Source organism: Maricaulis sp., assembly GCF_017642925.1.
Classification (GTDB): domain Bacteria; phylum Pseudomonadota; class Alphaproteobacteria; order Caulobacterales; family Maricaulaceae; genus Maricaulis.
The window spans coordinates 1-12,694 of the sequence record NZ_JAEPOL010000013.1 but is presented as its reverse complement, the minus strand read 5'-3'; the positions used below and the strand labels follow the sequence as shown (position 1 = coordinate 12,694).

At 65.5% G+C, this 12,694-nt stretch carries 12 protein-coding genes and 2 tRNA genes; 11 read left to right on the top strand and 3 right to left on the bottom strand.

The genetic code is table 11. The features are described 5' to 3' along the window. Positions 1–52: 52 nt before the first annotated feature. From metG to JJ918_RS11610, 4 genes are read left to right on the top strand one after another with little or no spacing between them, the layout of a single operon-like run. The gene (metG, locus tag JJ918_RS11625) at positions 53–1,762 is read left to right on the top strand and encodes a methionine--tRNA ligase (protein ID WP_291887353.1); all 1,710 of its coding nucleotides are present in this window, start codon (positions 53–55) and stop codon (positions 1,760–1,762) included. 27 nt (positions 1,763–1,789) lie between these two features. Beyond that, the gene (locus tag JJ918_RS11620) at positions 1,790–2,713 is read left to right on the top strand and encodes a peptidylprolyl isomerase (RefSeq protein ID WP_291887351.1); all 924 of its coding nucleotides are present in this window, start codon (positions 1,790–1,792) and stop codon (positions 2,711–2,713) included. Next, entirely contained in the window at positions 2,710–3,003 is a 294-nt protein-coding gene (locus tag JJ918_RS11615) for a hypothetical protein (protein WP_291887349.1), read from the top strand. The genes JJ918_RS11620 and JJ918_RS11615 overlap by 4 nt, the downstream gene beginning before the upstream one ends. Further along, positions 3,003–4,274, top strand: a complete 1,272-nt coding sequence (locus JJ918_RS11610) for a flavohemoglobin expression-modulating QEGLA motif protein (RefSeq protein WP_291887347.1) — start codon at positions 3,003–3,005, stop codon at positions 4,272–4,274. Before JJ918_RS11615 ends, JJ918_RS11610 begins: the two co-directional genes overlap by 1 nt. 15 nt (positions 4,275–4,289) lie before the next feature. Here JJ918_RS11610 and JJ918_RS11605 read toward each other — a convergent pair whose 3' ends face one another. Both JJ918_RS11605 and JJ918_RS11600 read right to left on the bottom strand, forming a co-directional pair. Further along, complete coding sequence (locus JJ918_RS11605) at positions 4,290–5,015, bottom strand: ABC transporter permease (RefSeq protein WP_291887345.1); 726 nt, start codon at positions 5,013–5,015, stop codon at positions 4,290–4,292. After that, positions 5,012–5,938, bottom strand: coding sequence for an ABC transporter ATP-binding protein (locus JJ918_RS11600; RefSeq protein ID WP_291887343.1), 927 nt, complete (start codon positions 5,936–5,938; stop codon positions 5,012–5,014). Before JJ918_RS11600 ends, JJ918_RS11605 begins: the two co-directional genes overlap by 4 nt. 187 nt (positions 5,939–6,125) lie before the next feature. Here JJ918_RS11600 and JJ918_RS11595 point away from each other — a divergent pair, with 187 nt between their 5' ends. From JJ918_RS11595 to JJ918_RS11585, 3 genes are all read left to right on the top strand, one after another. After that, positions 6,126–7,475, top strand: a complete 1,350-nt coding sequence (locus JJ918_RS11595; RefSeq protein ID WP_291887340.1) for a M20 family metallopeptidase — start codon at positions 6,126–6,128, stop codon at positions 7,473–7,475. A 92-nt stretch (positions 7,476–7,567) separates the two neighbouring features. Next, the gene (locus tag JJ918_RS11590) at positions 7,568–8,749 is read left to right on the top strand and encodes a DUF819 family protein (protein WP_291887338.1); all 1,182 of its coding nucleotides are present in this window, start codon (positions 7,568–7,570) and stop codon (positions 8,747–8,749) included. 131 nt (positions 8,750–8,880) lie between these two features. Beyond that, positions 8,881–9,888 (top strand): DUF2807 domain-containing protein, encoded by a 1,008-nt coding sequence (locus JJ918_RS11585; protein ID WP_291887333.1) that lies wholly within the window; start codon positions 8,881–8,883, stop codon positions 9,886–9,888. A 34-nt stretch (positions 9,889–9,922) separates the two neighbouring features. On the opposite strand, the gene rlmB is transcribed toward JJ918_RS11585, so the two are convergent. Then, positions 9,923–10,771: a 23S rRNA (guanosine(2251)-2'-O)-methyltransferase RlmB gene (gene rlmB / locus JJ918_RS11580; RefSeq protein ID WP_271185290.1), complete on the bottom strand. Its 849-nt coding sequence runs from the start codon at positions 10,769–10,771 to the stop codon at positions 9,923–9,925. Positions 10,772–10,851: 80 nt separating this feature from the next. On the opposite strand from rlmB, the gene JJ918_RS11575 reads away from it, so the two are divergent. The 4 genes from JJ918_RS11575 to JJ918_RS11560 all read left to right on the top strand — a co-directional run. Further along, positions 10,852–10,936, top strand: a tRNA-Tyr gene (locus JJ918_RS11575). A 599-nt stretch (positions 10,937–11,535) separates the two neighbouring features. Continuing rightward, complete coding sequence (locus JJ918_RS11570; protein WP_291887328.1) at positions 11,536–11,772, top strand: GIY-YIG nuclease family protein; 237 nt, start codon at positions 11,536–11,538, stop codon at positions 11,770–11,772. A gap of 302 nt (positions 11,773–12,074) precedes the next feature. Further along, positions 12,075–12,148 (top strand) — tRNA-Gly (locus JJ918_RS11565). 407 nt (positions 12,149–12,555) lie between these two features. Next, a partial coding sequence (locus JJ918_RS11560) for a GTP-binding protein (protein WP_291887634.1) occupies positions 12,556–12,694 on the top strand: 139 nt, incomplete at its 3' end.

Below are 12,694 nucleotides of genomic sequence, written 5' to 3'. Positions count from 1 at the left end.
CCCCTGACGCGAACACTCTACTCCAATCGCCGCGCAAGAGAAGAAAGTCGAAATGGCCCGGATACTGATCACCAGCGCTCTGCCCTACATCAATGGCGTCAAGCATTTGGGCAATCTCGCGGGCTCGATGTTGCCCGCCGATGTCTATGCGCGCTTCCAGCGGGTGATGGGTCATGACGTGCTCTATGTCTGCGCCACCGACGAGCATGGCACGCCGGCCGAGCTGGCAGCAGCAACGGCCGGTCAGAGCGTGCGCGAATATTGCGACGAGCAGCACGATATCCAGAAGCGCGCCGGCGACGGTTTCTCTTTGAGCTATGATGTGTTCGGCCGCACCTCCAGCCAGCCCAATATCACCCTGACGCAGCATTTCGCCGAAGTGCTGGAGGCCAGGGGGCTGATCGAGGAGCGTCTCGAACACCAGGTCTTCTCGATCGATGACGACCGCTTCCTGCCGGATCGCTATGTCGAGGGCACCTGTCCGCATTGCGGTTTCGAGCGCGCGCGCGGCGACCAGTGCGATAATTGCGGCCGCCTGCTGGAGCCGACGGACCTTAAAGAGCCGTACTCCAAGATTTCCGGCTCGAAGAATCTGGAAGTGCGCGAGACCAAGCATCTCCATCTCCTGCAGACGAAGATGGAAGCCAGGATCCGCGACTGGGTGGACGCCTCCACCGAATGGCCCAGCCTGGCCAAGTCGATCGCCTATAAATGGCTGGACGAGGGGCTGCGTGACCGTTCCATCACGCGCGACCTGAAATGGGGCGTGCCGGTCACCAAGGACGGCGCGCCGCGCGAGGGCTTCGAGAACAAGGTCTTCTATGTCTGGTTCGATGCGCCCATCGGCTATATCGGCGCGACGGTGGAATGGGCCGAGGCCAATGGCGGGGACTGGGAAAGCTGGTGGCGCACCGACAAGGGCGCGGATGACGTCACCTATGTCCAGTTCATGGGCAAGGACAATGTCGCCTTCCACACCGTGTCCTTCCCGGCGACCATTCTGGGGTCCGAAGAGCCCTGGAAGACGGTCGACAAGCTGAAGGCGTTCAACTGGCTGACCTGGTATGGCGGCAAGTTCTCGACCTCGGAAAAGCGCGGCGTCTTCATGGACCAGGCGCTCGATCTTCTGCCGGGCGATTACTGGCGCTGGTATCTCACCGCCAACGCGCCGGAAGGCTCGGACGCGGCTTTCACCTGGGAGCATTTCCAGAGCCTGATCAACACCGACCTGGCCAATGTGCTGGGAAATTACGTCAACCGCATCCTGCGCTTCAACAAGTCGCGCTTCGACGGCGTCGTTCCGGAAGGCGGCACGTGGGGCGAGAACGAGGACTGGCTGGCCGGCGAGATGACGGAACGCCTGAAGGCCGCGGAAGCGCATTTCGAGGCAATGGAATTCCGCAAGGCCGCCAGCGAGATCCGCGCGATCTGGGCGCTGGGCAATGAATACCTCACGAAGGCCGAGCCCTGGACCAAGTTCAAGACCGACCCGGACGCCGCCGCCATCGGCGTGCGCACGGCGCTCAACTACATGACGGTGATGGCCAGGGTAGCCCTGCCGGTCATCCCGAATGCGGCCGCCACCATTCTCGATGCGCTGGGGATCGCCGATAGCGATCGCGTCTGGCCGAAGGGCGAGGCAAAGTCCATGCTCACCGCGCTGCCGGTCGGTCAGTCCGTCGAGCCGCCTGAAGTCCTGTTCAAGAAGATCGAGGATACGGACGTGGCGGAATGGTCCGAACGTTTCGGCGGGGCGGGCTGAGTAGTATCGCGAAAAATGAGGGCAGGTATGTGGCGCAGCGGTATTGTGTTGACGGTCTTGATGCTGGGCGCGTGCGACCGCACGGGGCCGGAACAGCGCCAGGGCGTGATTGACTATTTCGACGAGACAAGCGCCCCGGCTGCCCGACCGGATTTCACCGGCATTCCCGACTGGCGTGCGGTCGACCCGGAAGACCTGCTCCTGATCGAGGTCGACGACGGCACGATCGCTATCGAACTGGCCGACTGGATTGCGCCGAACCATGCCGCGCGCATGCGGCAGGCAGCCCGTGACGGCTTTTTCGACGGGCGGGACTTCTATCGCGTGATCGACGGTTTCGTGGCCCAGGCGGGGCGCGGCGAGGACGCCGACTCGATCGAGCTGCCGCAATATCCGGCGCTGGCGGGCGAATTCACCGTGCCGGCCGGAAGCGTCACCTTCACGCCGATGATCGATGCCGACCTCTATGCGCCCACCGTCGGCCATGTCGCGGGCTTCCCGGCGGCCATGAACGCGGCGGGCGATGAGGTCTGGCCGATCCATTGTCCCGGCACGGTCGCCATGGCGCGCGGCAATGAGCCGGACAGCGGCGATGTGGAATTCTACATCGTCATCGGGCACGGGCCGCGCCATCTCGACCGGATCATGTCGGTCTTCGGCCGTGTCATTGACGGCATGGAGCATGTGCAGGCGCTGCGCCGGGGAGATCCGGCCGTCAATTCGGGCGTGATCGCCGATCCGGCGGCCCGGGACACGATCCTGTCGGTGCAGGTGGCGGCCGACCTGCCCGAAGCCGAGCGTCCCGCCTACGAGATCATGCGCACGGACAGCCAGGCCTTCCACGACGCCAAGGCCGCCCGCCGCAACCGCACGCATCCCTTCTTCTTCGAGACGCCGCCGGCCGTGATCGAGGCCTGCCATATGCCGGCGGCTGTGAGGCGTGCCGGATGAGCGCTACCGAAGACACGGTGCAGTCGATGATCGGCGCGGCGCTGCACGCCGATGCACCGGGCGATATCATTGCCGAGATCGAGGCCGCGCTGGGGTCGGACGACCGCTGGGTGCTCAATGCCTGCATCCTGTCGATCGGTCACATGGCGCGCCGCTTCAAGACCTATCCGGCCGATCTGAAGGCCCGCGTCTGGCTTGCCGCACGGACGAGTTCCCACGCCGATGTGCTGGCGGGAACGCTGGGGGATGCGGAAAGCGATATCGCGACATTCAAGGCCGAGGCTGTGTAATGGGGCAGCCGGATATTTCAGCGGCAGAACTGGATCGTCTGGAACGGGCGGCAGCGCTGTTGCTGGAAGCCGAAGACCGGCTGCCCGTCCTCAAGACCATTGCCTGGAACCGCTCCCTGGCCGACGCTTTCTTCGAGAGCGGCGAGCGTGAACTGCCGCGTCCGGTCTATCCGCACATCGATCCCGAGCCCTCGCTGGAGCGTGTCGCCGAGGCGCGCCGCCTGATCGACGGGTCGAGCCCGGTGCATGACTGGCTGCTGCGTCTCAGCGAGACGGTCGCCGATACCGCCCACATGCTCGAGGCGGTCGGGACGGCAGATTTTCACCGCTATTCCAGCCGGCTCTATGGCGGGCCGGCCAGCCCGATTGCCGACGGCAAGCGGACGGCGCTGGATCTGGCGCGGCGGTTGGACGATGTGCTCGCCGATTTCGACGGCGCGGCGGTGCGGCTCGAACCGCCGGAGGTGCTGACGGCCGACGATCTCAAGGCGCGGCTGGATGCCGAACTGCCGGCCGCTTTCGGTGCGGTGGCGCCGCGGGTCGAGGTAACGCTGGACGTGTCCGCCAAGGCCGCGGCCGGGCGCGACTATATCAAGCTGCGCGCGGATGCGGCTTTCTCGGATCTCGACGTGGTGCAATTGCTGCAGCACGAGGCCTTCATCCATATCGCCACCAGCCAGAACGGGCTGCGCCAGACGCATTTCCCGGTGCTGGCGGAAAGCCATCCCGGCAATGCACGCACCCAGGAAGGCCTGGCCGTCTTCGCCGAATTCATCTCCGGCGCGCTCGATCCGCGGCGCTTCCGGCGTCTCGCCGACCGGGTGATTGCCATCGACATGGCCGCCCGGGGCGCCGATTTCATCCAGCTCTACCGCTTTTTCCGCGAGCGCAATGACCGCGACGCGCCGATCGAGGCCTTCGAGAGCGCGCGGCGCGTGGTGCGCGGCGGCGTGGCGGGCGGCGGTGCGCCCTTCACCAAGGATTCCATCTATCTGGGCGGGCTTCTGGAAGTGCACAATTATCTGCGCACGGCCGTGCGGGCCGGCGATATCGCGCTGATCCGCCTCCTGTTCGTGGGCAAGATCGACCTGATGGATCTGGAAGCGATGAAACAGCTGCGCGAGGGCGGGCTGATTGTCGAGCCGGCCTTCATGCCGCCCTGGGCGACGGATTTGCGCTATCTCCTGTCCTACCTCGCCTATTCGACCTTCCTCAACGAGATCGATCTGCGCCATGTCGCGGCGCGTTACGAGCCGCTGTTCACCAGTTGATGGCAGCTGCGGGCGTCAGGCCCAGTCGCGGCGGCTGAGCCAGATCACCAGCAGGACGAAGAGAAGCGTGCCGCCGCCGCCGCCCAGGGCGAGCGCGATCTGCGCGCGTTCCGGATCCGTCGCCAGCATGTTCACCGGCATCAGCCAGGGGAAGAATATCCCGTATTCGGAACTCGTCGCCGCGACGGCCACGAAGGTGCCGCCGATACCGATTGCTACCGGGGCGGCAAAGCTGCGGAAGCGGTGGGCGATGCCCCATTGCACGGCGGCGACGCAGATCCCGGCGACCCACATCTGCCCGTGCAGGCGAAACGCCAGCGCCCAGTCCGGCGCGCCTGCAATGACAAGCTCCGGATCGACCAGAAGCGCGCTCCACGCCGCGGCGAAAGCGGCCAGCGCCACACTGGCCGAGACGAGCGCCATCGTGCCCAGCAGGACCAGGATCTTGGCGGTGAAGATCTGCCAGCGCGGCACCGGCAGGGCGAGCGACCAGGACCAGGTGCCCGGACCGTGTTCGGTCTGGGCCATCAATGCAGCCAGGCCGATCGTGGTCATGGGCAGAAGGAAATAGGCCCAGATCGCCGAGCCCGACATGACCAGTACGGTCCACTCGCCGGCGCCATGCCCGCTGGTCATGGCCAGCACGCCGAGCAGATACACCATGACGGCCGGTGTCGCCGCGACGAGCAGGACGAGCGAGCGGCGCAGTTTGAGGATTTCACATCCGATGGCGCGGATCATGCGGCGGCCTCCTTGCGGGGAGCGGACGTCAGGTCGAGGAAAAGGCTCTCCAGATCCGCGCGAAGCGGGGCGAGGGCGCTGACGGCAATTCCGGCGCCGACGAGGGCGGCGTTGAGCCGGGCCGGATCGCCATCGCCGGTGAGGACAATGGATCCGGTCACATCGTCCCGGCTGAGCACTGAAAAGCCATGTGCGCCTGCCAGCGCGATGGCCGAGTCAGGCTTGTCGCACCGGATTTCCAGACGCTGGCCGGTGCGGGCTGCGAGCGCGCCGATGGCGCCGTCGAACACGGTTTCGCCCTGGCGCATCACCCCGACATGGGTGGCGATCTGTTCGACTTCGGACAGGAGGTGGCTGGACATGAAGACGGTGGCGCCCGTGCGTTCGGGCAGGTCGCGGATCAGGGCGCGCATGTCGCGCATGCCGGACGGGTCGAGCCCGTTGGTCGGTTCGTCGAGAATCAGCAGCCGGGGTTCCCCGATCAGCGCGCGGGCCAGGCCCAGCCGCTGGCGCATGCCCAGCGAGTACTGACCCACCTTGCGCCCGGCATCGCGGGTCATGTCGACCGTCTCCAGCACGGCGCCGATGCGCGCCTTGGGCAGGTCGAGATAGCGGCAGGCCAGTTGCAGGTTCTCGTATCCGGTGAGGTTGGGATAGAGCGCCGGTGTCTCGACGACGGCCCCGACACGCGTCAGGGCGGCCCGGCGATTGCGCCGGATATCGTGACCGTCAACGCGCACCGTCCCGGCATTCGCCCGGATGAGGCCCAGAAGGCAGCGGATCGTCGTGGTCTTGCCGGCCCCGTTGGGGCCGAGGAAGCCGTAGATCGCGCCTTGCGGCACGGCGAGATCGACACGGCGCACGGCATCGACGCGGCCATAGCGCTTGGCCAGCCCGCGGACATCGAGGGGCAAGTCGGTCATGTCGCAGAGACTCCTGTCCAGTCCGGCCAGACTGTCCGGCGCCCGTCCAGCGGCACAGGGGGAAAATCCGCGCCTCCATCCCGTACGACGGCGCAAGCGCCTTATCCGTCCTCGTGCAAGATCATCGATTGACGTTTGCGCTGGGCCCCGTTCGAATGGCGAAAATCACTCAGAGGGGAAGCCTGTCATGAAACGCCATCTTTTCGCCGCCACGGCCGTGCTCGGCCTGTCGCTCGCTGCCCAGCCGGCCGTGCTGGCCCAGAGCGAGGATGCGCTCAGCCGTGCGATCGCGGCGGACTATGATGCGCACCTGGAAGCGCTCTACCAGCATTTCCACGCCCATCCGGAACTGTCCCACCAGGAGGTGGAGACCGCGGCACGCCTCGCCGAGGAGCTGCGGACGCTGGGCTTCGAGGTCACTGAACAGGTCGGCGGCACCGGCATTGTCGCCGTGATGGAGAATGGCGAGGGGCCGACGCTGATGATGCGGGCCGACATGGACGGGCTGCCGGTGCGCGAGCAGACCGGCCTGTCCTATGCCTCCACCGATACCGGCGTCGATCATCGCGGCGTCGAGAACCCCACCATGCACGCCTGCGCCCACGACACGCACATGACGGCGCTGGTCGGTGCGGCACGGCAGCTGGTCGAGCGCACGGACGACTGGTCGGGCACGCTGGTGCTGATCGGCCAGCCGGCCGAGGAGCTGGGCGAGGGCGCCATCGCCATGATCGAGGACGGTCTGTTCGAACGCTTCCCGACGCCGGACTTCAACATCTCCTTCCACACCTTCTCGGCCATCCCGACCGGCACGATCACCTATGTGCCCGGCTATGCGATGGCGAATGTCGATTCGGTGGACATCTATGTGCGCGGCCGTGGCGGCCACGGCGCCTATCCGCACACCACCAAGGATCCGATCTATCTGGCCTCGATGATCGTGGTCGGCCTGCAATCGCTGATCTCGCGCGAGCTGTCGCCGCTCGAGCCGGGCGTGGTGACGGTCGGCGCCTTCAATGCCGGCGCCAAGCACAACATCATCTCCGACGAGGCACACCTGCAGCTCACCGTGCGCTCCTATTCCGACGAGACCCGCAATCACCTGCTCACGGGTATCCAGCGCATCGCCAATGCCCAGGCCGAGGCCTACGGGCTGACCGAGGCGGAGTATCCGCGCATCGAGATCGAGGAGACCTATACGCCGGCACTCTACAATAATCCGGATCTGGCCAGCCGCGCCGTCGGCGCGCTGCGGGCCCGTTTCGGCAATGAGGCCGTGGTGGAGACCGATCCGGTGATGGGCGGCGAGGACTTCTCGCAATACCACCGCACCGAACACGATATCCCGACCTTCATGTTCTGGGTCGGCGGCACCACCCAGGCGCGGCTGGACGAATACACCGCCAATGGCCAGGTGCCGCCGTCCAATCACTCGCCCTTCTTCGCGCCGGACGATCCGGAAGGCACGATCACCCAGGCGGCCGAAGCCATGACCAGCGTCGCCCTGGACATCCTCTCGCCCGCCGAAGGCGAATAGGCACAAGACCGGTGTCCGGCTTCGGCAGCTGGCGAATTGCCGCTGCCGGGCCGGCTCACTAGTTTGGGGGCCTACCAAGGGGAGGGTGAGGCATGTCGCTGATTCCGGCAGACAATCATCTGGCCGTCATGGCCGCATTGTTCACGATCGCCGCGGTGGCGTTTCTTCTGGAGAAGACCCGCATCGGCGCGCTGGTCACCGGCACGGTCTCGGCGATCTTCATTGCCATCCTGGCGGCCAATCTGCGCATCATCCCCAGCTCGGCCCCGGCCTATGATTTCGTCTGGACCTATTTCGTCCCGGTCCTGATCCCGCTCTTCCTGATGAAGGCGGACCTCAAGCGGATCTTCTTCGAGACCACCCGCATGGCGGCAGCGTTCATGCTCGCTTCGGCGGCGACCGTGATCGGTGCGGTCATCGCCTTTTCCCTGATCCATGTCGGCGATTACGAGGCCGGCGCTGTGGCCGCGGAGTACGGATCCCGCCAGGCTGCCGCGGCCGGTGCTTTCACGGCGACCTATATCGGCGGTTCGGTGAATTACGGCGCGCTGATGAGCTCCACCGGGCTCGGCGCTGCAGACCCCAGCTTTGCCTCGGCGATGACGGCGGTCGACAATCTCTATTCCGGCTTCTTCCTGGCCCTGCTGGCCATTATCCCCGGTGTCAGCTGGATCGCCTCGCGTTTCGTCCAGCGCGATCACAGCCAGGGCGAGATCGAGGTTGCCGAGGAGGATCCGATCTCGCCGGCCTCGCTGACCCTGTCCATGGCCTATGCCCTGGTGGTGGTCGCGCTCGGCTCGCTGGTGGCCGACCTTCTCGACCAGGTCTGGGACGATGCCGGCCGCAAATGGAAATTCGCCATCATCTCGGTGCTCTCGCTGATCCCGGCCACGGCATTCCCGAAGACGATGGGGCGCCTGCGCGGCGGCTACGAGATCGGGATCGCGCTCAGCTTTGTCTTCTTCGCGATGATCGCGGCGGGCGCGGATGTAGTGTCGCTGCTGCAGCTCGCACCGATCCTGATGCTGCTGATCGGCATTCTTCTGGTGGTGCACGCGATTGTCCTGTTCGGCCTGGGCAGCCTTCTGCGCCTGTCCCTGCCGGAACTGATCACGGCCTCGAACGCCGCCATTCTCGGCGCCACGACGGCGCCGGCCCTGGCGGCGGCGAAGGGATGGAAGGATCTGGTCACGCCCGGCGTTCTGGTCGGTGTGCTGGGTTATGCCATCGGCACGCCCATCGCGACGCTCGTGTTCGAGTTCTGGCCGGGCTGACGCGCCCGCACGACATTACGCGAGCTTCACACCGCCTTCAGCTGCCCGAAGGATGCAGGCTGTCATAGACTGCATCCGATAGGGACCTCCCGTGCATCCAAGGGGGGAGAAGCGAATTTGGAGGGAGTTCCATGACTGACAGAACCATGACCGGAAAGATTGTCGCCGGTGCCGTGGCAACAATGGCCGGTATCGGTGCACTGTCGATGGCGGCCAATGCCCAGACGGGCGGCGGGCAGAGCTATGACGGCGATCATGTGCGCGTCGAGAACTTCATCGGCCGCGTTGAAATCCGCACGGGCGGATCGGACATCCGCGTCGAGATCCGCAATCCCGGCGATGTCGCCGAAGATCCGGTCGCAAGCGGTTCCCGCGACGGTGTGACGATCAATGGCGGCCAGAGTGTGCGCAATCTGAACTGCCGCACCCGCAACAACGAAATCCGGATCGGCCGCCGCTTTGCGAGCCATTCCATCGACGAGTATCCGACCCTGGTCATCACGGCGCCGGACACGATCACCTTCGAGCTCGATGACAGCGCCTTTGTCGGCCAGGCCGGCGATCTGGGCGCGCTGAACCTGTCGATGAACAGCTGCGGCCGGTTTGAAGCGGGCGCCATCAGCCGCGAAGCAGAGATCCGCATCAACGGGTCGGGCGACGTGGATGTCGCCAATATCGGCGGCGATGCCGAGATCCGCATCAATGGTTCGGGTGACGTGGTGACCGGTACGATCGGCGGCCGGGTCCAGGTCAGCATCAACGGATCCGGCGATGTGGAAACCGATGACGTCGCCGGCGATGCCGATGTCGATATCAACGGCTCCGGCGATGTCGAGTTTGCCCGGGTTGCCGGTCTCGATGTCGATATTTCCGGTTCGGGTGATGTGGTGGCCGGCAGCATGGACGGCGCTTTCAGCGCGGGTATCGCCGGTTCCGGTGATATCGCGGTGCGCCGCGGTCAGGCCCAGCCTTTCGAGGCCAGCATCAACGGCTCGGGCGATATCAGCTTCGGCGGCACGGCGACCGATGTCCGCATCCGTGAAGGCGGTGGCGGCGATGTCGAGATTGCCGAGATCGAAGGCTCGATCGACTGGCGCCGCAATGGCCGCACCGTGCTGCGCTCCGGCGGCAGCAAATAGTCTCCAGCAAGTGGCGTCCCGGTCCGGTCCGGCCTCACGGCCGGGCCGGGCGCCATTTTGCTGCTTCGTACAGGGCGATCGCGGCGGCGTTCGACACGTTCAGGCTTTCCACCGCCTGCGTCATCGGGATGCGCACCAGCTGATCGCAGGACGCGGCTACACGCGGCCGCAATCCTTTTTCTTCCGACCCCATCACCAGCACGATACCCGGACCGTGACCCTTGCCGTCCGGCCCGGCCAGCGCGGCTGCCAGCTCGGTCTCGCCTTCGCCGGCCAGGCCCAGCACGAAGCGGCCGGCCTTGCGGAATTCGGTCAGCGTGTCGGCGATATTGGTGACGCGCACATGGGCGACCCGTTCGGCCGCGCCCACGGCGCTCTTGCAGACCGTGCCGAAAAGCGGCGGGGCCTTGCGGTCCTGCATCACCACGGCGCGGACGCCGAAGGCCGCTGCCGAGCGCAGGATTGCGCCGACATTGTGCGGGTCGGTGATCTGGTCCAGCACGAGCAGGGCACCATGGGTCGGATCCGTGACGCCAGCCACCGGTTCGGCATCGAGAGCCGCCGCGCGGGCCGCGAAGCCCTGGTGCACCGCACCGGGCGGCAAATCATTGTCCAGTGCGCGCGGTTCGACCGTGTTGGCCTGTGTGCCTTCGGGCAGTTCGCGCGCGGCATTCCGGGTGACACGAAGCTCGAGGATTTTCCGGCGCGGATTCGCGACAGCGGCCAGCACTGCGTGACGCCCCCATATCCACCCCGAATCGCCTGTGCCAGCAGGCCTGGAGCCGCGGCTGTAATCGGGCCGTTTGGGGCTGTTGCGCCTTGGGTTCTTCGTCACTATAGTCCGCGCTCCTGTTTCGGGGCTCCGCCCGGTGAGGCCTGCCATAGCACGGCTGAAGCCAAGCTGAGAGACTTCGTTGCAGGACATCCTTCCGCCGGTTATTTCCGGACATGAAGGCACCCTGTGGAGGGGTGGGAGAGTGGTTAAATCCAGCAGACTGTAAATCTGCCCGCTATGCGTACGCTGGTTCGAATCCAGCCCCCTCCACCAGCCTTCGCTCGCTGGCGCGAGCTTCGGCTAGGCAAGCCACCACATTTCCCGAGCGAAGGCTGTCGCGCCGAAGCCTTGGCGTAGGCGGACCGTCCGCGACACGCTCCGACATCCTATGCGGCTCGCTGGCGCGAGCTTCGGCTAGGCAAGCCACCACATTTCCCGAGCGAAGGCTGTCGCGCCGAAGCCTTGGCGTAGGCGGACCGTCCGCGACACGCTCCGACATCCTATGCGGCTCGCTGGCGCGAGCTTCGGATAGGCAAGCCACCACATTTCCCGAGCGAAGGCTGTCACGCCGAAGCCTTGGCGTAGGCGGACCGTCCGCGACACACTCCGACATCCTATGCGGCTCGCTGGCGCGAGCTTCGGCTAGGCAAGCCACCACATTTCCCGAGCGAAGGCTGTCACGCCGAAGCCTTGGCGTAGGCGGACCGTCCGCGACACGCTCCGATATCCTGTGTGGCTCGCTGGCGCGAGCTTCGGCCGATAAGTCTCCAGGTAGCCTCGCGCGCACTCATGATCACGGTAGACACGATCGCCGAACTCTTGGTGAGACGGCGGTCACACGTGTTGAACCGGGCGATTGGTATTGGTCGTGAATGACCTTTGTCTACATCCTGCAGTCGCAATGCGGTCGGCACTTTTATGTCGGCTTGACCAGCGATATCGGAGCGAGGCTCACCGCTCATAACGAAGGACGGGTCCGGCATACATCCAAGTTTCGCCCTTGGGTTCTTCGAAGCTACATCGCCTTCTCTGATCGTTCGCGTGCCGCGGCGTTCGAGTCGTATCTGAAATCCGGCTCGGGACGGGCGTTCGCGACCAAGCGGCTTTGATCTCACGGCAACTCGCTTCGCTCGCGCCTCCGATGGGGCGGGCTGACCGCCCGACGCGCGGTCGCGCGTGCGAACCCTTTGGGTTCGTAGCGGTTTGTTCTGCGCTGATTTCTTGGGACCGTGTTGCGGCGTCAATCTCACCGCAAAGTTGCCCCGCGCGCGGTTGGGTTTGCGAACCTTGCGGGTTCGTACCGGTTCGTCTGGCCAAGTTTGGGCACACGCTTCCAGTTTAGCCACTGCAGCGGTGTTCAATTGCTCTCTCGACCTTTGGCGCGGTTACCGGTAAACACCAGCGCCCTGATGCGGGTATAGCACAATGGTAGTGCAGCAGCCTTCCAAGCTGAGGATGCGGGTTCGATTCCCGCTACCCGCTCCAGCCTTCGCTCGCTGGCGCAAGCTACGGCTAGGCAAGCCCCCGCATTTCCCGAGCGAAGGCTGTCGCGCCGAAGCCTTGGCGTAGGCGGACCGTTCGCGACACGCGCGGTTTCTCCTTTGTGATCGAGTGCCGGCCCCCCGCAGCGCGCCTGGGCGCAGGCGGACTGTCCGCAACACCAACGCCGCCCCGACGCAAGCATCTCCGGCCAGTCCGCGAAATGCCGGCATGACCGCGTGCGGGGACTGCCGTGCGCAGCCGCATCATCCCGCGCTTGCCTCTTGCCTTTGGGTAAAACCGGCGCTATCCCGCGCCCGGTCCTTCGGGTACGGCCGTATCCGAACAGTTTCACTTGCATCTACGTCGATGGCCATCTTCGCGATTAGGTCGGCGTCCAAGAGGAAAACACGATGGCGAAGGAAAAGTTTGAGCGCACTAAGCCGCACGCGAACATTGGCACGATTGGTCACGTTGACCACGGCAAGACGACGCTGACGGCGGCGATCACGATGGTGCTGGCCGAGCAGGGCGGCGGCACGGCGAAGAAGT